This window comes from Erythrobacter sp. AP23, assembly GCF_001542855.1.
GTDB lineage: Bacteria > Pseudomonadota > Alphaproteobacteria > Sphingomonadales > Sphingomonadaceae > Qipengyuania.
On the sequence record NZ_LNBY01000001.1, the window covers coordinates 66,256 to 88,272 of the forward strand.

At 62.7% G+C, this 22,017-nt stretch carries 25 protein-coding genes and 1 tRNA gene; 19 read left to right on the plus strand and 7 right to left on the minus strand.

Annotated elements, in window-relative coordinates:
• Positions 1 to 8: 8 nt before the first annotated feature.
• From uppS to rpmE, 8 genes are all read left to right on the plus strand, one after another.
• Positions 9 to 692: a polyprenyl diphosphate synthase gene (uppS, locus tag ASS64_RS00305; protein ID WP_067688147.1), complete on the plus strand. Its 684-nt coding sequence runs from the start codon at positions 9 to 11 to the stop codon at positions 690 to 692.
• Entirely contained in the window at positions 679 to 1,392 is a 714-nt protein-coding gene (locus tag ASS64_RS00310) for a phosphatidate cytidylyltransferase (protein WP_067688150.1), read from the plus strand. Before uppS ends, ASS64_RS00310 begins: the two co-directional genes overlap by 14 nt.
• Positions 1,392 to 2,540, plus strand: a complete 1,149-nt coding sequence (dxr, locus tag ASS64_RS00315; protein ID WP_067688154.1) for a 1-deoxy-D-xylulose-5-phosphate reductoisomerase — start codon at positions 1,392 to 1,394, stop codon at positions 2,538 to 2,540. The genes ASS64_RS00310 and dxr overlap by 1 nt, the downstream gene beginning before the upstream one ends.
• A 2-nt stretch (positions 2,541 to 2,542) precedes the next feature.
• The gene (gene rseP, locus ASS64_RS00320) at positions 2,543 to 3,685 is read left to right on the plus strand and encodes an RIP metalloprotease RseP (RefSeq protein ID WP_067688157.1); all 1,143 of its coding nucleotides are present in this window, start codon (positions 2,543 to 2,545) and stop codon (positions 3,683 to 3,685) included.
• Positions 3,686 to 3,856: 171 nt separating this feature from the next.
• Positions 3,857 to 6,556 carry an outer membrane protein assembly factor BamA gene (gene bamA / locus ASS64_RS00325; RefSeq protein ID WP_067688160.1) on the plus strand — a complete coding sequence of 900 codons (2,700 nt, stop codon included), beginning with the start codon at positions 3,857 to 3,859 and terminating at the stop codon, positions 6,554 to 6,556.
• A complete protein-coding gene (locus tag ASS64_RS00330) occupies positions 6,556 to 7,236 on the plus strand; it encodes an OmpH family outer membrane protein (protein ID WP_067688163.1) in 681 nt (226 codons plus the stop codon). The genes bamA and ASS64_RS00330 overlap by 1 nt, the downstream gene beginning before the upstream one ends.
• A gap of 22 nt (positions 7,237 to 7,258) precedes the next feature.
• Positions 7,259 to 7,711, plus strand: a complete 453-nt coding sequence (gene fabZ, locus ASS64_RS00335) for a 3-hydroxyacyl-ACP dehydratase FabZ (protein WP_067688165.1) — start codon at positions 7,259 to 7,261, stop codon at positions 7,709 to 7,711.
• A gap of 95 nt (positions 7,712 to 7,806) precedes the next feature.
• Positions 7,807 to 8,034 carry a 50S ribosomal protein L31 gene (gene rpmE, locus ASS64_RS00340; RefSeq protein ID WP_067688169.1) on the plus strand — a complete coding sequence of 76 codons (228 nt, stop codon included), beginning with the start codon at positions 7,807 to 7,809 and terminating at the stop codon, positions 8,032 to 8,034.
• 65 nt (positions 8,035 to 8,099) lie between these two features.
• Here the strand turns inward: rpmE and ASS64_RS00345 are convergent, their stop codons facing one another.
• From ASS64_RS00345 to ASS64_RS00355, 3 genes are all read right to left on the minus strand, one after another.
• On the minus strand, positions 8,100 to 8,417 hold the full coding sequence (locus ASS64_RS00345) for a TraR/DksA family transcriptional regulator (RefSeq protein WP_067688172.1): 318 nt from the start codon (positions 8,415 to 8,417) through the stop codon (positions 8,100 to 8,102).
• 68 nt (positions 8,418 to 8,485) lie between these two features.
• Positions 8,486 to 8,842, minus strand: coding sequence for a GFA family protein (locus tag ASS64_RS00350; protein WP_083508159.1), 357 nt, complete (start codon positions 8,840 to 8,842; stop codon positions 8,486 to 8,488).
• A 67-nt stretch (positions 8,843 to 8,909) separates the two neighbouring features.
• Positions 8,910 to 9,545 (minus strand): 2OG-Fe(II) oxygenase, encoded by a 636-nt coding sequence (locus tag ASS64_RS00355; RefSeq protein WP_067688178.1) that lies wholly within the window; start codon positions 9,543 to 9,545, stop codon positions 8,910 to 8,912.
• Between the two features lie 194 nt (positions 9,546 to 9,739).
• Between ASS64_RS00355 and ASS64_RS00360 the strand changes: the two genes are divergently transcribed.
• The 11 genes from ASS64_RS00360 (at position 9,740) to ASS64_RS00405 (ending at position 18,454) form a co-directional block, all read left to right on the plus strand.
• Positions 9,740 to 9,816 (plus strand) — tRNA-His (locus ASS64_RS00360).
• Positions 9,817 to 9,868: 52 nt separating this feature from the next.
• A complete protein-coding gene (locus ASS64_RS00365) occupies positions 9,869 to 10,933 on the plus strand; it encodes a Glu/Leu/Phe/Val dehydrogenase dimerization domain-containing protein (protein ID WP_067688181.1) in 1,065 nt (354 codons plus the stop codon).
• Positions 10,934 to 10,992: 59 nt separating this feature from the next.
• On the plus strand, positions 10,993 to 11,715 hold the full coding sequence (gene ccmC / locus ASS64_RS00370) for a heme ABC transporter permease CcmC (protein WP_067688184.1): 723 nt from the start codon (positions 10,993 to 10,995) through the stop codon (positions 11,713 to 11,715).
• Positions 11,712 to 11,855, plus strand: coding sequence for a hypothetical protein (locus ASS64_RS16570; RefSeq protein ID WP_157075038.1), 144 nt, complete (start codon positions 11,712 to 11,714; stop codon positions 11,853 to 11,855). The genes ccmC and ASS64_RS16570 overlap by 4 nt, the downstream gene beginning before the upstream one ends.
• Positions 11,852 to 12,322: a cytochrome c maturation protein CcmE gene (gene ccmE / locus ASS64_RS00375; protein WP_067688186.1), complete on the plus strand. Its 471-nt coding sequence runs from the start codon at positions 11,852 to 11,854 to the stop codon at positions 12,320 to 12,322. Before ASS64_RS16570 ends, ccmE begins: the two co-directional genes overlap by 4 nt.
• Positions 12,319 to 14,274 (plus strand): heme lyase CcmF/NrfE family subunit, encoded by a 1,956-nt coding sequence (locus ASS64_RS00380; protein WP_067688189.1) that lies wholly within the window; start codon positions 12,319 to 12,321, stop codon positions 14,272 to 14,274. The genes ccmE and ASS64_RS00380 overlap by 4 nt, the downstream gene beginning before the upstream one ends.
• On the plus strand, positions 14,271 to 14,795 hold the full coding sequence (locus tag ASS64_RS00385; RefSeq protein ID WP_067688192.1) for a DsbE family thiol:disulfide interchange protein: 525 nt from the start codon (positions 14,271 to 14,273) through the stop codon (positions 14,793 to 14,795). The genes ASS64_RS00380 and ASS64_RS00385 overlap by 4 nt, the downstream gene beginning before the upstream one ends.
• 29 nt (positions 14,796 to 14,824) lie before the next feature.
• On the plus strand, positions 14,825 to 15,199 hold the full coding sequence (locus tag ASS64_RS00390; RefSeq protein WP_067690197.1) for a cytochrome c-type biogenesis protein: 375 nt from the start codon (positions 14,825 to 14,827) through the stop codon (positions 15,197 to 15,199).
• Positions 15,196 to 15,852, plus strand: coding sequence for a tetratricopeptide repeat protein (locus ASS64_RS00395; RefSeq protein ID WP_067688195.1), 657 nt, complete (start codon positions 15,196 to 15,198; stop codon positions 15,850 to 15,852). The genes ASS64_RS00390 and ASS64_RS00395 overlap by 4 nt, the downstream gene beginning before the upstream one ends.
• Before the next feature lie 103 nt (positions 15,853 to 15,955).
• Complete coding sequence (locus tag ASS64_RS00400; RefSeq protein ID WP_067688197.1) at positions 15,956 to 17,902, plus strand: potassium transporter Kup; 1,947 nt, start codon at positions 15,956 to 15,958, stop codon at positions 17,900 to 17,902.
• Between the two features lie 66 nt (positions 17,903 to 17,968).
• Positions 17,969 to 18,454, plus strand: coding sequence for a DUF1772 domain-containing protein (locus tag ASS64_RS00405; protein WP_198147603.1), 486 nt, complete (start codon positions 17,969 to 17,971; stop codon positions 18,452 to 18,454).
• Positions 18,455 to 18,459: 5 nt separating this feature from the next.
• On the opposite strand, the gene ASS64_RS00410 is transcribed toward ASS64_RS00405, so the two are convergent.
• The 4 genes from ASS64_RS00410 to dapF are packed head-to-tail and all read right to left on the minus strand — an operon-like array spanning position 18,460 to position 22,011.
• Positions 18,460 to 19,107, minus strand: a complete 648-nt coding sequence (locus ASS64_RS00410; protein WP_067688200.1) for an inner membrane-spanning protein YciB — start codon at positions 19,105 to 19,107, stop codon at positions 18,460 to 18,462.
• On the minus strand, positions 19,107 to 20,033 hold the full coding sequence (ftsY, locus tag ASS64_RS00415; RefSeq protein ID WP_067688202.1) for a signal recognition particle-docking protein FtsY: 927 nt from the start codon (positions 20,031 to 20,033) through the stop codon (positions 19,107 to 19,109). Before ftsY ends, ASS64_RS00410 begins: the two co-directional genes overlap by 1 nt.
• Entirely contained in the window at positions 20,030 to 21,205 is a 1,176-nt protein-coding gene (locus tag ASS64_RS00420; protein WP_067688205.1) for a MiaB/RimO family radical SAM methylthiotransferase, read from the minus strand. Before ASS64_RS00420 ends, ftsY begins: the two co-directional genes overlap by 4 nt.
• Positions 21,202 to 22,011, minus strand: coding sequence for a diaminopimelate epimerase (dapF, locus tag ASS64_RS00425; RefSeq protein WP_067690202.1), 810 nt, complete (start codon positions 22,009 to 22,011; stop codon positions 21,202 to 21,204). The genes ASS64_RS00420 and dapF overlap by 4 nt, the downstream gene beginning before the upstream one ends.
• Positions 22,012 to 22,017 lie beyond the last annotated feature (6 nt).

Below are 22,017 nucleotides of genomic sequence, written 5' to 3' on the forward strand. Positions count from 1 at the left end.
GCGAGAGGATGAGTGGGGAAGGGCGGCACGCCCGGCATGTGGCCATCATCATGGATGGCAATGGCCGCTGGGCGAAACGCAAGCACCTGCCCCGCGCCATGGGGCATCGCAGGGGCGTGGAGGCCGTGCGCGAACTCGTACGTAGCCTCAAGGATACGCGTATCGAGTGTCTGACGCTCTACGCTTTCAGCAGCGAGAACTGGAAACGGCCCGAAGACGAGGTCGACGATCTGATGAATCTGATGCGCAGGTTCATCAAATCGGACTTGCCCGAATTTATCGCCAATGACGTCAAGCTCCATATCCTCGGCGATTGGCAGGGACTTGCGCCCGATATCGTCGCAATGCTCGAGGATGCCCTGGAGAAGACTTCTCACGGCTCGCGGACGCTGGCTGTGGCGCTCAACTACGGCTCGCACGCGGAAATTGCGCAGGCTGCGCGGAAGGCGGCGGAGGAGGGCGAAGTGACCGAGGAGTCGATCGAGCGCCATCTCTACAGCGCGCCATTACCACCGCTCGACCTTCTGATCCGCACCAGCGGCGAGATACGCCTGTCCAATTTTCTCTTGTGGCAGGCGGCATACGCGGAGATGCTGTTCGTCGACGTGCTGTGGCCGGACTTTACGCCGGATCATCTGAAGCACGCCTTGGCCGATTTCGCGGAGAGGGAGAGGCGATTTGGCGGACGCTGAAGCAGTGACGGATCAACCCGCACCGAAAAACCCGGACCTGCCGGTGCGGATCATCTCGGCCGCGGTGATGATCGTCGTCGCCGCTGGAGCGCTGGTAGCAGGCGATCCGTGGTTCGGCTGGTTCATCCTGGCGGTTGTGCTGGCCACGATGATCGAATTCGTGCTGCTGGTCGTCAAAGCGACGCAAAACATACCCTATCGCCTTGCCGGCATACTTGCCGGGGCGATCTATATAGGCATTGCGGGATATATGATTTCGCGCTTTCCGCTGCCGATCGTCGTCGGTGTGGTTGGCTCGGTCATTGCGGTGGATACCTTCGCCTATTTCTTCGGTCGCACTCTCGGGGGGCCGAAACTTGCGCCCTCGATCAGCCCGTCGAAGACCTGGGCGGGCCTGTTCGGCGGAATTGTCGGCGCAACGGTGTGGATCGGCGGCTGGATTTATGTCGCGGCCCGTGCCGTGTCGGGCGAAACGACGATGTTCTTCGACCTCGCCGAGGCGGGGCAGATCCTGGCTCTCGGTGCCTTGACCGCGGTCGCGGCGCAGGCAGGCGACCTCTTCGAAAGCTGGCTCAAGCGAAAGGCGGGAGTAAAAGACAGCTCTCGGCTGATTCCCGGACACGGCGGTGTTTTTGATCGCACCGACGGAATGATCCCGGTCATATTGCTGGCGGGCGTCTTGCTCGGCGCGGCGCGCTGATGCGCTCGATCTCCATCCTCGGCGCGACCGGCTCGGTAGGCGAGCAAACGCTCGACCTCGTCCGCCGCAATTCCGGGGACTGGAAGGTGGTCGCCTTGACCGCAAATTCGAATGTCGAGGGCCTGGCGAAGGCCGCGCGCGAGTTCGGAGCGCGCATTGCGGTGGTGGCCGATGAGCGCCGCCTTGGCGAGCTGCGCGATGCGCTTGCGGGCACCGGAATCGAAGCGGCGGCGGGTCGCGCGGCATTGTGCGAAGCTGCTTCGCGCCCGGTCGATATCACCGTCGCCGCCATCGTCGGCTGCGCCGGGCTTGGCCCGGTCATGGCCGCGATCGAGCAGGGCGGCACCATCGCATTGGCGAACAAAGAGGCGCTGGTGTCCGCCGGAGAAGTCATGACCGCGGCGGTCGCGAAGCACGGCGCGACCCTGTTGCCGGTCGATAGCGAGCACAACGCTATCTTCCAGTGCCTGCAGGGCGGCCGGATCGAGGATGTACGTTCGATCACGCTAACGGCCAGCGGCGGGCCGCTGCGCACGGTTGCGGATCTTTCCGCGGTGACGCCCGAGCAGGCCATCGCGCATCCCAACTGGGACATGGGCGCCAAGATCAGCGTCGATTCCGCGACCATGTTCAACAAGGGTCTCGAACTGATCGAGGCACACCACCTGTTCCCGATCGATCTCGAGCGCATCCGGATCGTGGTTCACCCGCAAAGCGTGATCCACTCGATGGTCGAGTATCGCGACGGGTCGACTTTGGCTCAGCTCGGACCATCCGACATGCGGGTGCCGATCGCCTCCTGCCTCGCCTGGCCGGCGCGGATGGATACGCCGATGGCACCGCTCGACCTGCCCGCCATCGGCGAGATGACTTTTTTTGCCCCTGACGAAGTGCGGTTCCCCGCGACGAAGCTCGCCCGCGAGGCCGCGGAAGCGGGCGGGGCGGCGCCGGCGATGCTCAATGCCGCAAACGAAGTGGCGGTTGCAGCTTTCCTGACGCGTAAGATTGCGTTCAGCAGGATTGCGGTAGTGGTGGAAAGCGTCCTCCAGCAAGGCGACTTGCCTAATGCGCCGCGGACCCTCGAAGAGGTTATGCGCGTTGACGAGGACGCACGTATCCGTGCCACCCACTTGCTGGAGCCCGCCTGACCTTGGAATTCGACCTGCCCCTTTGGCTTTATTACGTAATCGGCTTCCCGCTGCTGTTGGGGCCGCTGGTCACCTTTCACGAACTCGGCCACTATCTCGTCGGCCGCTGGTTCGGCGTGCACGCAGAGGCTTTCTCGGTCGGTTTCGGCGAGGAAATCTGGGGCTTCACCGACAAACGTGGCACGCGCTGGAAGCTTAGCGCGCTCCCACTTGGCGGCTATGTCCAGTTCAAGGGCGACATGAACCCGGCCAGCATTCCCGATGCTGAAGCGACCGCGCGTGCCAGCGCCGAGGAGCGCACGGGCAGCTTCCATCACGCCGCCCTGTGGAAGCGCGCGCTGATCGTCTTCGCCGGTCCGGCGACCAATATCTTGCTGACGCTCGGCATTTTCGCGAGCTTCTTCGCGTTCTACGGCAAGCCTGTGCCCGCCGATGTCGATCAGCAGATGACGGTGGCCGAATTCGCCGAAATCTCGACTGCACGTGAAGCCGGTATTGCAGTCGGCGACCGGATTGTCGCTGTCGAGGGCGAGCGCGTCGAGGATTTCCGCGACGTGCAGGATTCGGTGATGCTTTATCCTGGTCGCACGCTGGACATCACCGTCGTGCGTGACGGCGCGGAACGGACTTTCGCCGTACCGGTGCGCAGTGTCGAGATGACCGATCGGTTCGGCAATGCCTCGAGAATCGGCATGATAGGTGTCGCTTCGGGCGGGTCGGAGCTCGAATTCGTGCCTCAGGGGCTGGGGTCTTCGCTGGGCCTGGCGGTCGATCATTCGATCGGCATCGTCGACATGATGGTGACGGGAATCGGTCAGATCTTCACCGGTGAACGGTCGGTTCAGGAACTCGGCGGGCCGGTGAAGATCGCCAAGTTCTCCGGCGAGCAGCTCAGTCTCGGCGCGATGGCCTTCATCAATTTCGCCGCGCTGATTTCGCTTAACTTGGCATTCATCAACCTCCTGCCAATCCCGGCCCTCGACGGCGGGCACCTGGCTTTCTACGCGGCAGAAGCGGTCCGCCGTAAGCCGGTCGGGCCCCGCGGTCAGGAAGTGGCGTACCGCGCCGGCGTGGCCCTCGTGCTGATGCTGATGGTGTTCGTCACGATCAACGATCTGGCGACGCTTCCCGTTTTCGGGAATTAGCCGGGGAAAGGGAGCGGGATACCGGCAATTTACCGCAGCAACGCTTGATCGGCGAAGGCGCATCGGGCAGGGGACGGCAGGGCTGCCCCGCTCAGTGCGGCCTGACGCCGGATCGGGGCTGCGACAGCCGGGTCTGCTGTAAGTGCAACGAGGACGGGAATCTCCTTGTCGATGACTGATTTTGCTTTTGCCGCCACGCGACGCAAGAACCCTGCCGCGCGGCTGGCGATCGGCCTGTTGGCCGGCACCATGCTTGCAGGGATGCCCGCTATGGCCTTCGCACAGGAAGAGGGCGCGGAAACGCCGGCCCCGGCGCTGGTCGTACAGCAGGATGTTGTGCAGACCATCGCCGTGAGCGGCGCCCAGCGTCTCGAGCCGCAGACGATCCTGTCCTACATCAAACTGCGCCCAGGCGATGTCTGGACGCAGGCGGCCGGCGACGAGGTCCTCAAGGACCTTTACGCGACCGAACTCTTTTCCACCGCCAGCGTTGTGAACAATGATGGCAATGTGGTGATCACGATCGTCGAGAACCCGGTGATCAATCGGATTATCCTGGAGGGTAACCGGCGGATCAAGAACGACAAGATCCTGCCCGAGATCAAACTTTCGCCGCGCCAGATATTCACCCGTTCGAAGGTCCGCGCCGACGTGGCGCGCATTATCGAACTCTACAAGCGCCAGGGCCGCTTCGCCGCTACCGTCGAACCGAAGATGGTCGAACTGTCGCAAAACCGCGTCGATATCGTCTTCGAAATAAGCGAGGGTCCCAAATCCAAGGTCCGCCAGATCAACATCATCGGCAATGAGGCCTTCTCCGACGGCGAGCTGCGCGGCGAGATGGTGACCAAGCAAGCGCGTCTCACCAGCTTCCTCAGTTCGAACACCAGCTACGACCCCGATCGGTTGGCCTTCGACCAGCAGAAATTGCGCCAATTCTATCTGACCGAAGGCTACGCCGATTTTCGCGTTGTCTCCGCAGTCGCCGAACTGACGCCGGACAAGCGCGATTTTATCATCACCTATGTGGTCGAGGAGGGCGAGCGGTACAAATTTGGCGATGTGTCGGTCGACTCTCAGATCCGCGACTTCGACAATGACGCGATGACCGCGCGCCTGCCAATGCAGGGGGGGGACTGGTACGACGCCAAGCTCGTAGAAGACACGGTCGAGCAGTTGAGCGAGCTGGCCGGCACTTTCGGCTACGCCTTTGCCGATGTGCAGCCGCAGTTCCGCCGCAATCCCGACGACCTGACGATGAACGTGACCTTCGTGCTTCGCGAAGCGCCGCGCGTCTATGTCGAGCGGATCGATGTGAACGGCAATACGCTGACGCAGGACAAGGTCGTGCGCCGCGAATTCCGGCTTGCAGAAGGGGATGCCTTCAATTCGCTGTCGGTCGCGCGTTCGACCGCGCGTATCAATTCGCTCGGCTATTTCCAGGAAAACTTCGAGATCAACCAGGTCGAGGGCAGCGCACCCGATCGGATCGTGCTCGAAGCCAATGTCGAAGAACAGGCAACCGGCGAATTGCAGCTGTCGGCGGGCTTTTCGAGCCTTGAGAGCTTCATCCTTGCTGGCTCCATCCGGCAGCGCAATTTCCGTGGCCGCGGCCAGACGGTCGGCTTGAGCCTGAACTATTCGCGCTTCTCGCAATCGGCACAGGTGAGCTTCAGCGAACCCTATGTGTTCGACCGGAACATTTCCGCCGGCGTCGACATTTATCGCCGCGATCTCAACAGCTTCAACTTCCGCAACAACGAACGCAATACGACGTATGAGCAGTCGCAAACAGGCATCTCGATCCGTGCCGGCGTCCCGTTGACCGAATATGTAAGTGCGATTGGCAGCTACACTTTCGAATATGAGGATGTAAGTCTCGACGAGTCGATCTATTTCTCCGATCGCGATGGCGATGGAGTGGCGACCTGCGACCCTTTGCGGGCCAGCCGCTTCCTTTGTGAAGCCATCGGTGAACGGACGAGTTCGATTGTCGGGCTAACGCTTACCTACAATACGCTCGACAGTCGCCTTCGACCGACTCGCGGTGAAAGGGTGAGTTGGACGACCGAGTTTGCCGGGCTCGGCGGTGACGTGAAATATGTCCGTTCGCGCGCCCAGGCGGGTAAGTTTTGGCCGGTCGGGGGTGGTTTCATCTTCTCGGTCACCGGTGAAGGGGGGTGGATACGCAGCCTTGAAGACAACGACGTCGCTGGTCGCGACGATGTCCTTCTGACCGATCGATTCTTCCTTGGCGAACCGCAGTTCCGGGGTTTCGATATTCGCGGTGTTGGCCCCCGCATCGTACGCCTGTCCTATATCGATGACGACGAAGATCCGACGACGCCGGATGTGCCCGAGTCGATCGAAGATGCCCTGGCGGGCAACAACCGCGTCGACGATGCCTTGGGTGGCAAGGCATACTACCTCGGCAGGGCCGAACTCGAAATTCCTTTGGGCAGCGGTGCGCGCGAAATGGGCCTGCGGCCGTCGATCTTTCTCGACGTCGGCTCGCTGTTCAGCGTCACTCGTCCCATACTGCAGGATTTCCCTAACGGGGTGCAGAACACCGACGCCAATGGAAATCTCGAGTATCTCCAGAGTTCGCTCGATGCGGACGGGAATACGGTTGTAACCGTCGTCACCGACCCCATCGCGCCCGATGGAACTGCCAACGAGCCGAACATCATTTTTCCGGCCTTCCGGGAAGTGTTCGTGGGCGATAGCCCGTCGCCGCGCATTTCGGTCGGTTTCGGGGTCAACTGGAACTCGCCTTTCGGTCCATTCAGGATCGATATCTCTCACGTGCTCAAGAAGCAGGTCGGAGACGATACCAAGACCTTCTCCTTCAATGTAGGAACGCAATTCTAATGAAACTCTTTGCCAAAGCCATTGCTGCCGCCGCTCTTGCAGGCACAGCAGCCATCGCGACCCCCGCCGCTGCACAGGTCAACGGCATCGCAACCAGCAGCCCCGAAGCGGTGATCGTGCGCAGTCAGGCGCGCATCAACGCCTACCAGCAGATCGACCAGCAATATTCGGCGCAGATTACCCAGCTGCGTACGCTTCGCCAGGAAATGCAGACGCTGCAACAGAGCCTCGATACCGATAACAACGGCCAGCTCACGCAGGCCGAAGCGCAGGCCAACCCGACTGTCGTCCAGCAGATCCAGCAGAAGGAGCAGCAGCTTGCGCAGACGTCGCAGCCGATCGTGCTTGCGCAAACCTACGCCATCGAGCAGCTGATCGACGATTACCAGAATGTTCAGCAGCAGGTCGTGCAGCAGAAGAATATCCAGCTCTTGCTTACTCCGGACGCCATCCAGTGGGCCCCCGAGGGTGTCAACGTGACGAGCGATCTCGTGGCGGCAATGAACCAGCGTGTGCCGAGCGTACAGATCACGCCGCCGCAGGGCTGGCGCCCGCGTCAGGAATCGCTGCAGACGCAGCAGACGGTTTCGCAGGTCCTGCTGGGCGTCGCGCAGCAACAGGCCGCCCAGCAAGCCGCGCAGCAGCAGCAGCAGCCGGCGACGCAGCCGACCGGTCGCTGATCGTAGCAGCAGGAGCAGGGGAATGAGCGAAACCGGTTTCGACGTCGTCGAGGTGCTGAAGCGCCTGCCGCATCGCTATCCCCTGCTGCTGGTCGATCGGGTCAAGGAACTGGCCGTCGACGAGCGCATTCATGCGGTCAAGGCGGTCAGCTTCAACGAGGATTTCTTCCAGGGGCATTTCCCCGGCGCGCCGATTATGCCCGGTGTGCTCCAGATCGAGGCGCTGGCGCAGGCCGCGGGTGTGCTCGCGGTTGAAAGCCTCGGCCTCGCGGGTTCGGGCAAGCTCGTCTACTTCATGGCGATCGAGAATGCGAAGTTCCGTGCGCCAGTGACGCCCGGCGTGCTGCTCGATCTGAAGGCCGAATTCGTCCAGAAGCGCTCCCGTGTGTGCAAATTTGCGGGCGAGGCTTCGGTCGATGGCAAGGTGACCTGTGAAGTGCAGTTTACCGCGATGATTGCCGACGCACCCGAATAAGGTTGCCAAATTCGGCGCTCGCGGCTATGCGCGCGCCTTCTCCACAACACAGCTGGACCGGTCGGAACCGTTCCGAGGCTAGAAGGACGTTTACAATGAAGGCCGAAGGTCACCCCGATTACCACATGATCACGGTCAAGATGACCGATGGTACCGAATTCCAGACGCGCTCCACCTGGGGCAGCGAGGGCGATACGCTGACGCTCGATATCGACCCGACCAGCCACCCGGCATGGACCGGCGGCACCAAGCAGATTCAGGAAGGCGGCCGCGTTGCAGCCTTCAACAAGCGTTTCGGCGGCCTGTCGCTCAAGAAGAACTGAGCGCGGCGAGCCTCGAAGTTTTGGGAAGGGCGGTCCTGCGAGGCCGCCCTTTTTGTTTCGACCGATCAGTCTGCACACTCGATACAGCGCGTCGCGATCGGTCGAGCTTCGAGGCGGGCGCGTGCGATCTGCTTCCCGCAGCGGCTGCAGGCGCCATAGGTCCCGTTCTCGATCCGCAACAGCGCCATGCGTACCTGTCCGATCTCCTGCCGCAGGACATCGTCAATTCCTTCCAAGGCTTCGTCGTCCGCGAGATCGACCGCCTGTTCGCTCGAATCTGCGTCGAGCGGGTGGCGCAGGTCATCTTCGATGACCTCGGCGCGTGCGAGCAGATCTGCGAGGCGTGTTTGCAGCTTGGCGCGAATATCGCTGTAGTCGGTCATTACCACACTCCCGATTGGTCCAATTCTCGCTGACTACCATGAATGCCACGAGCGAAATTTGTCTTGCGTCAATTTTCGCTGCGTTCGAACCGCATGATGCCGACGTAGCTGTATTCGCCGCCATCAGCGGGATGGCTTTGGCCATCGAATACCGGAACCTCGGGCAGATCGTAAATCGTCAACCCGTCCACGCAAGCGAGATTGAGACCGTATTGGTCGGGTTCGGAGCGCAGTTGGTGGAACGGGTGTATACCGCACTTCGAACAGAACCGGTGCTTCGCCTGCCCGCTGCCGAAGGTATATAGCACAAGGGCATCTCGCCCCGCCGTGATCTCGAGGCTGGCCATGGGTACATCGAGCATCACCACCCCCTTCATCGCGCAGATCGTGCAATTGCACCGCCGGATTACGGGCTCCTCGGGCATGGTGAAGCGGAACCGAACCGTCCTGCAATGAGAGCCGCCTTCGTAGATCTTGCCGCCCTCGATCACCTCACCATCCCCAGGGTTTCTCGCGATACCATTTGGTGATGACGTATTTGAGCCCTTTGCGCACCTTCATGCCGTGGTGGAGCGTATTGGGATTCTCGCTGAGATCGGGGCGGCGGTTGTTCCAGCAGATCAGCTTGCCCGCCTCGGGCTGGAAGGTTTTTCCCACCGCCTTGAACCGCGTCGCGCCGCCGGCCTCGACGTCGTTAAGATAGATCATGAATGTCCAGGTTCGCTGCCCGGCAACCGAGCAGTATTTGGCCCAGTCGGAACCGCCCGGATTGAAATAGTCGCAATGCGGTTTAAATTCCTGTCCAACCTCGTAACGCTGGCCTTGCAGCGGTTCGCCATGCGCCGGATCGATTCCATTCAGCGCATACAGCCGCTCTTCCAGCGATCGCACGGCGGGCTCGTCCGTTTCGAGATCGCATGTCTCGCTGGTGCGAAAATAGCGATCATCGCCCGCATCGGCGAGCGTCGAGGGACGGCGATCCTGTTCGATCAGGCGAATCAGTTCTTCGCGCAGATCGTGAGGCACGAAGTCACGCAGTTGAAACAGTTCAAGTTTGTCGCTCGGCACGCGTTGCATTCCTTCGACCATCAGCAAGCGCTCGCTGGAAGATTCGCCGGGACCCTTCATCGCAGCAAGGATAGCGCGCTTGCAGTTCCCGGCAACTGCGAAAGAATGTTGCGCAGGGCGCGGGTGATTGCGATTTTCGCTTCCCAATCGGCCCTCATTGTGCAACAGGCACGCGCCGTTGCGTTGGGCGGGTTGACGCTGCCGCGCGCAAGCGTATCAGGCCCCCCTTTCCCGGGCGGTTCCGGGGGCATGTGGCGATCGTAGCTCAGTTGGTTAGAGCGCCGGTTTGTGGTACCGGAGGTCGCGGGTTCGAACCCCGTCGATCGCCCCATTTTCTCCCCTCTTGTTGGCCGTCCTTCAACGCTCTTAGGGGGCAAGCAGGCATGACGGCGTTCTGGACCGAAGCGGATTTCGACGACCACGAACTGGTCGAGGTAGTTCGCGATGCGAAACGCGGCCTGACTGCGATCATCGCGCTGCACTCCACCCATCTCGGCCCAGGCGCGGGAGGTACGCGCTTCTGGCACTATACCGAACCCGCCGATGCCATGCGCGATGCGCTGCGCCTGTCGCGCGGCATGAGCTACAAGAACGCCATGGCCGGCCTGCCGATGGGTGGTGGCAAGGCAGTCATTCTCGCCGAGAAGGACAAGACCAAGACGCCCGAAATGCTCGCTGCCTTCGCCGATGCCGTCGAAGCGCTGGGCGGGCAATATGTTACCGCCGAGGACGTCGGCATATGCGAAGCCGACATGGCAGCGGTGGCCGAGCGCACGCAATACGTTTCGGGCCTGCCGGTCGAGGGCGAGGATGCGGCTGGCGGAGATCCGGGGCCCTTTACCGCGCTTGGGATTTTCCTCGGCATCAAGGCTGCGATTCGACACAAGTTGGGCAAGGACAGCGTAGAAGGCGTGCATGTTGCGCTCCAGGGTACCGGCAGCGTTGGCGGCGGTGTCGCCCGCTTGTTGGCTCGCGACGGCGCCAAGCTGACCCTGTCGGACATCCATCACGACCGCGCCGAAGCCCTGGCCGCCGAGCTCGGCGCGGATACGGCCGCGTCCGATGCGATAATGTCGGTCGCATGCGATGTCTTCAGTCCCAATGCGCTGGGCGCGATTCTCGATGACGAAGGCATCGCGCGGCTAGATTGCCAGATCGTGGCAGGCGGTGCGAACAACCAGCTGCGCCGCCCCGAGCATGGGCCCATGCTGGCCGAGCGCGGTATCCTCTATGCGCCCGATTACGTTATCAATGCAGGCGGAATCATCTCGGTTACTCTCGAGTATCTGTGCCGCAAGGACAAGGCGCCTTGCGACATCAACGAAGTGCGCAAGCGCATCGCGCTGATCCCGGGACGGCTCGAGCAGATCTGGCACGAAAGCGACAGAAGCGGCGCCTCACCGGATCAGGTTGCCGACCGCATGGCGCAGGAACTGATCGGTCGCTGAACTGCGCTCTTGCGACGCCGGGTGAGCGCTGTCAAAGCGGGGCGGAACGGTAATTTTCGATGCACGGCTTCGCGAACCCCAAACGCTTCCTCACGCTCGCCAGCTTGCTGACCCCGCTGTTGTTGGTCGGCGGCCTGCTAGTGAGCGCTGCGGCGCTCTATTGGGGCCTGTTTCACGTCCCGCCCGATCGATTGATGGGGGAAACGGTACGAATTCTGTTCCTTCACGTTCCAGCCGCATGGCTGGGAATGGGGGGATGGAGCGCGATTGCGATTGCCAGCCTCGTCTTCCTCGTCTGGCGGCACCCACTGGCCGCGCTTGCCGCCCGCGCCGCGGCGGTGCCGGGGCTGGTCTTTACAGTGATATGCCTTGCCACCGGTTCGATCTGGGGGCGCCCGACCTGGGGCACGTGGTGGGTGTGGGACGGCCGACTGACGAGCATGCTGGTGCTGGCCTTTCTTTATCTCGCCTATATCGCGCTGGCACAGGCAGCCGAGCGTGAGGGTGTATCCGCGCGCATTCCGGCGATCTTCGGCCTGCTCGGCGCAATCAACATCCCGATCATCAACCGCAGCGTCGTGTGGTGGAACTCGCTCCACCAGCCTCCGAGCATAACGATGGGTAAGAGCGCCATCGACGGCGAATTTCTGGCGCCGCTGCTGGTCGCGGTGCTGGGCTTCTCGCTTGTGTTCGGAGGTGTGGTCCTCGCCCGCATGCGCGCATTACTTGCCGATATCCAGGCCGAGGCGCGCCTGCGTCGCCGGGCGATGGAGTCTGCATGATGAGGGAAGCGCTCGACCAGTGGGATTTCGTTGTCGCAGCCTATGCGGTGGGTATCGTCGGCACGCTTGCCATGGTGGCTTGGGCGTGGATCGACATGAAGCGTGCGGAAAAGCGCCGCGCGGAGAGCAGGCGTAAATGAACGCATTGAAACCCAAGCACCAGCGGCTCGTTCTGGTCGTCCTTGCCTTGGTTGCACTGGTCGGGGCGGGCCTTCTGGCGGCGTATGCCCTGCGCAACCAGGCGAGCTACTTCTACCTCCCCGAGCAGATGTTAGCCGACCCGCCCGAAGTGGGTCAGGCAGTACGGCTTGGCGGCATGGTCGAGGAAGGCTCGCTGCACACCGCCGCCGACGGCATCACGCTGACCTTTGCCGTTACAGGCAATGACGGTTCGCGCGTGCCGGTCCGTTTCAGCGGCATCGCGCCCGACCTCTTCGTCGAAGGTTCGGGCGTGGTGGCCGAGGGGCGCCTCGGCGCCGATGGCACTTTCGTGGCCGACAACCTCCTCGCAAAGCATGATGAGAATTACGTCCCGCGCGAGCTGCAGGAAATGGAGCAGCACCAGGCCGCTAAGATGGCCGAGGAAACGACGGTCGGTCTCGAATGATTGCAGAACTCGGCCTTGCAGCCCTGTGGCTCGCCGCGGCGCTAGCCGCATTGCAGATGATCGCGGGCTTCATGGCGGTGCGTCAGGGCGCTTCGAGCGAGCTTGCCAGCCTGATCCGCCCTGCCGCGGTGGTGCAGGGCGTGTTGGTGACTTTCTCCTTCGCCATGCTGGTATGGTTGTTCGCGATCACCGATCTCTCAGTGAAGCTGGTGGCCTCGAATTCCCATTCCATGAAACCGCTGATCTTCAAGCTCTCGGGTAGTTTCGGAAATCATGAGGGCTCGATGCTGCTGTGGGTTATGGTGATGGGCCTTGCCGGCGCACTGATCGCCGCGGTCGAAAAGCGCCTGCCGGAAAATACGATGAATGCGACGCTGGCAGCGCAGGGCGTGGTTTCGCTTGGTTTCTACGCCTTCCTGCTGCTGAGTTCGAACCCCTTCGAGCGCCTTCCGACACCGGCAGCGGAAGGCATGGGCTTAAACCCGCTGCTGCAGGATATCGGCCTCGTCTTCCATCCGCCTACGCTCTATCTGGGCTATGTCGGCCTTTCGGTTGCCTTCAGCTTCGCAGTGGGCGCATTGCTTACACGACAGGTGACGCCGAATTTCGCACGCGCGATGCGACCCTGGGTCCTGGGCGCCTGGGTGATGCTGACTATCGGGATCACCGCGGGAAGTTATTGGGCCTATTACGAACTCGGCTGGGGTGGCTGGTGGTTCTGGGACCCGGTGGAAAACGCCTCGCTCATGCCATGGCTCGCCGCGACTGCGCTGCTCCATTCGGCGAGTGTCCTCGCCAGCCGCGACGCCTTGCGCACCTGGACCATCATGCTCGGCGTGGTCGCATTTTCGATGAGCATGGTGGGCACCTTCCTCGTGCGTTCGGGCATCCTCACCAGCGTGCATGCCTTCGCGGTCGACCCGGAACGCGGCACCTTCATCCTAGTCTTGCTCGGCATTTTCATCGGTGGGGCGCTGCTGCTATTCGCCCTGCGCGCGAATACGATCAGGGAGGGGGAGCGGTTCGCGCTGGCCAGCCGTGAGGGGGCGCTGGTGTTCAACAACGTCATGTTGAGCGCGATTCTCGCCATCGTCTTACTCGGCACGCTCTACCCACTTCTGACCGAGGCGTTCGACGTGCGCGTTTCGGTCGGTCCGCCTTACTTCAATCCCGTAGGGGCGATCTTCACCATCCCGATGTTCGCCGTCATGGCGGTGGGACCGCTGCTGCGTTGGCGGCAGGACCGGATCGACCGGATCGGCAAGGAAGTCGCCCTGTTTGCCGCGCTGGTGCTGGCCGCGCTGGTCCTGGTGAGCCTGCTTTCCGAGATTGCCATCCTGCCGCTGCTGGGTCTTGCATTCGGTCTCGGCTTGGCCGTCGCCAGCCTGATGCCGCTACGCAGGCGCAAGCTTTCGCGCACGCCGCTGTCCACCTGGGGGATGATCGTGGCGCATTTCGGTGTCGCCGTTGCGCTGCTCGGCATGGCGAGCGAAAGCGCTTTTACCGAGGAACGGCTGGCCGCGGTCGAGGAAGGCGGCAGCGCCACAGTCGGGCCGTGGACGGTGGTCCTACAGGGGGTCGAACCCGTCGCCGGACCAAACTGGACCGCGATCGAAGGACGGCTTGCGGCAAGCTATGGCGGAGGCGAGGCTCGGGTCCTCACCCCGCAATCGCGAAACTTTTGGGCGCCGCTGCAGCAAACCACCGAAAGCGCACTCTCTACCCGCTGGAACGGCCAGCTCTATGCCGTGGTCGGCGACCGCGCGGCCGATGGGCGCTGGCAATTGCGGCTATGGTGGAAGCCCTTCGTAACGCTGATCTGGTATGGCGGACTGCTGATTGCGCTGGGGGGTGTCCTTGCGTTGGTCGGCCGGGTCCATAGCGATCTGCGACACCGGCGCCTCGCTTCGCGCATTGCCGAACGGCGCGCCGACCGGGAGGCGGTCGCATGAGCTGGCGTCTTTGGGTCCCGCTGTTCGCTTTCGCGCTGTTCGTCGGCCTTGCCGCCTACCAGCTCACGCAGCCCAAGGACGAATTCGTCCAGAGCCGCATGGTCGGCGAGGAATTGCCCTATTTCGAGCTTCCGCCCGCGATGGACGGTGTCGAAGGCGTGTCCAATGCAAGTTTTGCCGACGGCCAGCCGCGCCTGCTCAATATCTGGGCGAGCTGGTGTCTGCCATGCATCGCCGAGGCACCGCATCTCGAAAGCCTGAAAGAGCAGGGCGCCGAAATCGTGGGCGTCGCTATTCGTGACCGGCCTGAGGACGTTGCGCGTTTCCTCGCGCAGCACGGCAATCCTTACAGCAGGATAGGACGTGACGATCTGTCCGAAGTACAACTCGCCATCGGATCGTCGGGCGTGCCCGAAACCTTCGTCATCGATGGCAGTGGGGTGATCCGTCACCAGCACATCGGCGATATCCGGGCCGATGACGTGCCACGCCTGCTGGCAGAGCTGGAGAAGGCCCGGTGATCCGCCCTCTCGTCGTTTCGTTCATCTTGATGCTCGCCTTCCCGCTTGCCGCCCAGCAGAGCATGCCGCCGGCACCCTATGCCTACCGCCAGCTCGACGATCCGGTGCAGGAGGCTGCCGCACAGGACCTCATGGAGACGCTGCGCTGCCTGAAATGCCAGTCGCAATCGATCGCCGATAGCGATGCGCCGATGGCGGGCGATATGCGTCACCAGGTCCGTATCCGGATCGCCGCGGGTGAAAGCCCCGACCAGATCCGCGGCTGGCTGACGCAGCGCTATGGCGACTATGTGAGCTATAAGCCGGTGGTAAGTGCGACGACCTGGCCGCTGTTTGCCATACCCATCCTGCTTTTGGCGCTCGCGGGCGGGGTGCTCCTCGGCAGGTACCGGAGGCGCGCATGAGTTGGCTGCCGATCCTCGCCCTGGCCGCACTGGTGTTCGGCCTTGCGGTGTATCTGCTCAAGCTCCCGCGCAGTCTGTGGATGCTGTTCGGATCGGCTCTGCTGTTCGGTTTGGCAGGCTATGCGATGCAAGGAAACCCCGGCCAGCCTGCCGCGCCTACCGCGCCGGTTGCCGAGGAGGCTTCGCAGACCGGCGAACTCCTGGTCGAGGCGCGGCGCGAGTTCTATCCCGAGGGTCGTCTGCCCTCGCGCTTCGTCGTCACCGCCGACGCCTTTACCCGGCGCGGCCAGCACGCGCAGGCAGCCAATTTCCTCCGCAATGCCGTGGCCGAGAATCCGCAAGACAGCGAGGCCTGGCTGGCACTGGGCAATGCGCTGGTCGAGCATGCCAACGGCCAGCTTACTGCGGCCGCGCTTTACGCATACTCGCGGTCCGAGCAGGTCGCTCCCGCCAATCCCGCACCGACCTATTTTCTTGGCCTCGCTTACCTTCGCGCAGGCGAGCCGGGACGGACCCTCGCACTGTGGCGCGAATTGCTCGAAAATGCGCCCGAAGGCACCGATTGGCGCGGGCCGCTTGCCGCGCGACTCGAACGTCTGGAAGCGATGCTGGGGGTAGGCCCTGTTTCTTCCACGGAAGAAACCGAAGGATAACAGCCCCATGCGCGACTTGTTGCGAGTGCGAAGCCTTGCTGCTAACGCCCGCGACTTCGCCACTTAGGCCGAGAGACACGATGTTGTCGGAACCCATTCCCGCATGACAGAAAACGCTCCCGCGTCATCCCCGCTGAACGAAGGTGTGCCGCCTGCGAATTCGCATGGCGGGCACGGCCGCAGCGGTTCGCGCGCGGCTCTGGCCGTGGGTGCGATCGGTATCGTCTTCGGCGATATCGGGACAAGCCCGCTCTATGCCTTTCGCGAGACCTTTTCCGGGGCGGCGAGCATTGCCATCGACCGGATGCACGTGCTGGGCGTGGTCAGCCTGATATTCTGGTCGATGCTGCTGGTCGTCGCGATCCAGTACGTTACCATCCTGATGCGTGCGGACAACAAGGGGCAGGGCGGCAGCCTTGCCCTTGTCGCACTGCTATCGCGCCATGTCGGCAAGACGAAATACGCCTGGCTCGTGGTTCTGCTGGGCGTGTTCGCCACGTCGCTATTCTATGGCGACAGCATGATCACCCCGGCCATATCGGTCCTTTCGGCTGTGGAGGGGCTGACCGTGGTCGACGAAGGATTGTCCTCCTACGTCATACCCATCGCGCTTGTGCTGCTGGTCTTCCTGTTCGTTCTCCAACGACGGGGCACGGCCAAGGTCGGGGCGCTGTTCGCCCCGGTGATGATCGTCTGGTTCCTGACGCTTGCCGGGCTGGGCCTCAACCAGATCATCCAGAACCCGGACATCCTCTGGGCGCTCAACCCCTACTACGCGGTGATGTTCTTCGTGACCGACGGTTTCATCGCCTTCCTTGCGATGGGCGCGGTGGTGCTGGCGGTGACGGGTTCCGAAGCGCTCTATTCGGACATGGGCCATTTCGGGCGCGGGCCGATGCGTCTGTCGTGGTTCGGTTTCGTCATGCCGTGCCTGCTGCTCAACTATTTTGGGCAGGGCGCGATGATCGCAGGGCTCCCGTCCGAGCAGGCGGCGGAAGTCGTCAAGAACCCCTTCTTCCTGCTGGCGAGCGAGGAATTCCGCCTCCCGCTGGTGATCCTCGCCACCGTGGCGACCTTCATCGCCAGCCAGGCGGTTATCTCGGGCGCCTTCAGCATCACGCATCAGGCGATGCAGCTGGGCTTCATGCCGCGGCTGTCGATCCGCCACACCAGCGAAACCGAAGCGGGCCAGATTTACATTCCGGTCGTCAACTGGGCGCTGATGGTGGCGGTCATCATCCTGGTGCTGACCTTCCAGACCTCCTCCAACCTTGCCAGCGCATACGGCATCGCGGTGACGGGCGCGGTGACGATCGACACGCTGCTGATGGGCGTGCTGTTCGTCGGCGTATGGAAGTGGAAGTGGTGGTACGCCGCGCCGGTGGTGATCTTCTTCCTGATCATCGACGGTGCCTATTTCGCCGCAAACCTGTTCAAGGTGCCCGATGGTGGCTGGTTCCCGCTGGTCGTGGGCCTCATTGCCTTCACCCTACTCACCACATGGGCGCGCGGTCGCAAGCTGATGCGCGACCGGATGAGCGAGACAGCGCTGCCGATCGAGATTTTCGCCAAAAGCGCCAAAAATTCCGCCACTCGCGTGCCCGGCACCGCCATCTTCATGGCCAGCCAGACGGCGGGCGTGCCTTCCGCGCTGCTGCACAATATCAAGCACAATAAGGTGCTGCACGAACGCGTGGTGATCCTGACCGTTCTGATCGCCGATGCACCCTATGTCGATCCGGAGGAGCGCTGCGAATATCACGACCTAGGCGACGGCTTCTATCGCGCGATCCTGCACTACGGCTTCATGGAAGAGACCGACGTTCCGCAGGGGCTGAAGAAGATGCAGCGCTGCGGCGGCGAGTTCGACATGATGCACACCAGCTTCTTCCTCAGCCGCCAGACGCTGCTCGCCAGCGACAAGCCCGGCATGCCGATCTGGCGCGAGAAAGTCTTCGCCTGGATGCTGCGCAATGCCGCGACCGCGATGGACTTCTTCCGGCTGCCAACCAACCGGGTGGTCGAGCTCGGGAGCCAGGTGGAAATCTAGTCTCTGTGGGGTAGGCTCGATACGGAGGGTCGTGTCGTGCGCGCTGCGAAGCTGCAGGAGGCTCTCTTGGACACCGTCATTCCGATCCCTGCATGGATCACTTTGATTTCGGCTACGATCATGGGAGGCGTATATTTCGCCTTCTCCACTTTCATGATGCCCTCGCTCGACGCGCTCGGAAGCGCGCGTGGCATGGAGGCGATGCAGTCGATCAACAAGGTGATTGTGCGATCGCTTTTTCTACCGGTGTTTTTCGGGGGCACGCTCACGAGCGCAGCCGTTGCAGTTGTTGGTCTCTACGACATGGGTCGGCCCGGTGCGGTCATGCTCGTGGCGGGTGGAGCCCTCTATTTCTTCGGCATGTTCGTTGTGACGGTGGTCGGTAAGGTGCCGCTCAACAATGCCCTTGAGACCGAAAAACCCGGCAGCCAAGCTGGCGATGTGATGTGGTCGCGATATCTGGCCGCATGGGTTCGATGGAACCATGTGCGGACCCTATCCTGCTTAGCCTCGACCATCTGCTTGGTGAGCGCGATCGACCGGCTTGGCTAGATTACTCACGCCGTCGGCGGTTCGTCCTTAATCACCTCGTCCTTTTCCTCCAGCGCCAGGCCATGCTTCAGCAGCATCGGGATCTGGGTGAAGGTGAACAGGAAGCTCAGCGGCATGAACACCCACAGCTTGGCCCAGAGCCAACTTTCGAAGCTCAGATGCAGGCGTAAGACCTCGTTGAGGCCGGCCATGAACACGAAAAACAGGCCCCAATTGCGCGACAGTTTGAGCCAGCCTTCGCGGTTCAGGCCTTCGAAGGCCGCCTCTAACAAGATCTGCAGTAGCGCCTTGCCGCGCAGCCAGCCGCCGATCAGCAGCGCGCCGAACAGCAAATAGATCGCGGTCGGCTTGATCTGGATGAACTTCTCGTCCTGCAGCCAGATGGTCAGCCCGCCGAACCCCACGATCAGCGCGGTCGAGAGGATCAACATCGGGCTGACATGGCCGAACTTGAACTTGCTGAAGACGAGTGCCACCACCGCCGCGATCATGAAGGCGATGGTGCCGTAGATCACCGCCGCGATCTCGCCGAAGGTCGAGGTCTCGGGCGGCTGGTAGAACTTGTAGACCCCGAGGAAGACCAGCAGCGGGCCATAGTCGACGAGGATGTTGAGCCAGCCGGATTTGGATTTGGGTGCGGTGTCTTCGGTCATCAAGCCACTCCCGCGATGACGCGCGCGACGAGGTCGGGGTCGAAGGGACGCAGATCGTCGATCTTCTCGCCCACGCCGATCGCATGGATCGGCAGGCCGTATTGCTCGGCCGCCTGCACCAGCACGCCGCCGCGCGCTGTGCCGTCGAGCTTGGTCATGACAAGGCCGGTGACCCCCGCGACTTCCTTGAACACGTCGATCTGGTTGAGCGCGTTCTGGCCATTGGTCGCATCAAGTACCAGCACCACGTCGTGCGGTGCTTCGGGATTGAGGCGGCCAAGAACTTTGCGGATCTTGGCCAGCTCGTCCATCAACTCGCGCTTGTTCTGGAGGCGGCCTGCCGTGTCGACGATGAGCACATCGGTGCCGATCTCGGTCGCTTTCTTGACGGCATCGAACACGATGCTGGCCGGATCGCCGCCCTCGGGGCCGCGCACGATCGGCACGTCGATGCGGTCGGCCCAAGTGGCGAGCTGGCCGATGGCCGCGGCGCGGAAAGTATCGCCTGCCGCCAGCATCACGGCGTAATCGTCTTCCTGGAAGAGATGCGCCAGCTTGGCGATGGTGGTGGTCTTGCCGCTGCCGTTGACGCCGATCACCAGCAGCACCTGCGGGCGCGGGAAGGCAGTGATCTCGAGCGGCTTGGCGACGGGACGCAGGATGGCGGCGATTTCCTCGGCCACCGCTTCCTTCAGCTCGGACTCGCTGATTTCGAGACCGAAACGCTTGGCGCGCAGCTTTTCGCGAATGCGCGCAGCAGCAGACGGGCCGAGATCCGACAGGATCAGCGCATCCTCGACATCGTCCAGTGTTGCATCGTCTAGCTTGGCCGTGCCCACCACTTCGGTGAGGTTGCTGGTCAGTTTTTCGGAGGTTTTGCGAAATCCTCCGAACAGCCGGTCGGTCCAGCTTTGCTTCTCTGTCATTCTAGAAGGCCATTCTCGTGCTTGGTCGGCGTGACCGCGATGATCGACCCGGCGGGCGTGCCTTCGGGTACGGAAACACGGGCGAAATGCGGCGTGTAGCCGGTCCCGTCACGCTCGGCGAGGACAGTGTGCGGCTTATCGACGAGCGTCGTCAGCCACTCGTCGCGCGCCTGCGTTGTGGCCGTGCGCAGTTGGGCCGCACGGCGTTTGATCTCGGCGCGTTCGACCTGCGGCATGCGCGCGGCGGGGGTGCCGGGGCGAGGCGAATAGGGAAAAATGTGCCCGTGGACTATTTTGAGTTCGCGAATAATCGAGAGATTGGCCGCATGATGCTCGTCGGTTTCGGTCGGAAAGCCCGCGATCAGGTCCGCGCCCACCGCCAGATCGGAGCGAAGCGCCGCCAGACGGGTGATCAGATCCACTGCATCGCCGCGCAGATGCCGCCGCTTCATGCGCTTGAGAATAAGATCGTGACCATGCTGCAGCGACAGGTGCAGGTGCGGCATCAGCCGCTGCTCATGGGCGAAAAGCTCGAACAGCAGTGGGTCGATTTCGATCCCGTCGAGCGAGGACATCCGCAGCCGCCGGAGCTGGGGGAAAGTGTCGAGCACCGCGCGCACCAGCTCGCCGAGCGGAGGCGCGCCAGGCAGATCGTGGCCCCATGACGTCACATCGACGCCGGTCAGCACCACTTCGGGCGCGCCATGGTCGAGATGACGTTCCACCTCGGCCAGAACCTGCGCGATGGTCAGCGAGCGACTGGGGCCGCGCCCTTGCGGGATGACGCAAAAGGTGCAGGCATGGTCGCACCCGTTCTGCACCGCGATAAAGGCGCGGGTGCGGTCCTGCGGGGCGGAGGGCGCCTCGGGCGGGATGTTCCAGGCACGGGCGTCGAGCTTGGAAGTGTTGGCGATCAGCCCGTCGACTTCGGGCATGGCGGCGAGCTGATCGCGCTCGATATCGGCAGCGCAGCCGGTCACCAGCAGGCGCGCATCGGGATTGGCACGGCGTGCGCGGCGGATCGCCTGGCGGGTCTGGCGCACGGCCTCGCTGGTCACCGCACAGCTGTTTACCACCACGAGGTCGCGTTCCTTCGCCAGCATGGCGCGGATTTGCTCGCTTTCGGAGATATTCAGGCGGCAACCGAGCGAAATGACTTGCGCCTCGCTCATGCGAAGTCGCCCCATTCGAAGCTGCCACGATAGCTTTCGGTCGCAGGGCCGGTCATGCGAATGCGGTTATCGTCGCCCCATGCGATCACGAGGTCTCCACCCGGCAGGGTCACGGTCACCTCGCGGTCGGCAAGTCCTCTGCGCATGGCGTGGATCGCTGTGGCGCAGGCCCCGGTGCCACAGGCGCGGGTGAGGCCGACGCCACGCTCCCACACGCGCAAGCGGATGTGTTCACGGTTCTCGATGGTAGCGACATTGACGTTGACACGTTCGGGGAACAGCGGATCGTTTTCGATCTCGGGTCCGACCTCGTCGAGCGGAACCGCGTCGGCATTTTCGACGAAGAAGATCACATGCGGATTACCGACATTGACCGCACCGGGCTGGTCGAGCCCGTCCCAGCCGACGGGCATTATCGCAGTGTCCATGGCGTAGGCGAGGGGAATCGCGTCCCAGTCGAAGCGCGGTTTGCCCATGTCGACGCTCGCTCCACCGCTTGCCGGTTCGACATGGATCACTCCACCAGACGTCTCCACGCTGGCGTCAGCTCCATGCAGCAACGCGACCGCGCGGCTCGCATTACCGCAAGCCTCTACCTCGCCGCCGTCATGATTGAAGATCCGCATGCGAAAATCGGCGGTTTCGCTGGGTTCGAGAAGGATCAGCTGGTCGCAGCCGATGCCGGTGCGCCGATCCGCCAGGGCCCGCGCAATCGCGGCATCGATTGCAGGAACAGCGCGCGCACGCGCATCGAGCACGACAAAGTCGTTGCCCAGCCCATGCATCTTGGTGAAATCGACGCGCATCCTGCG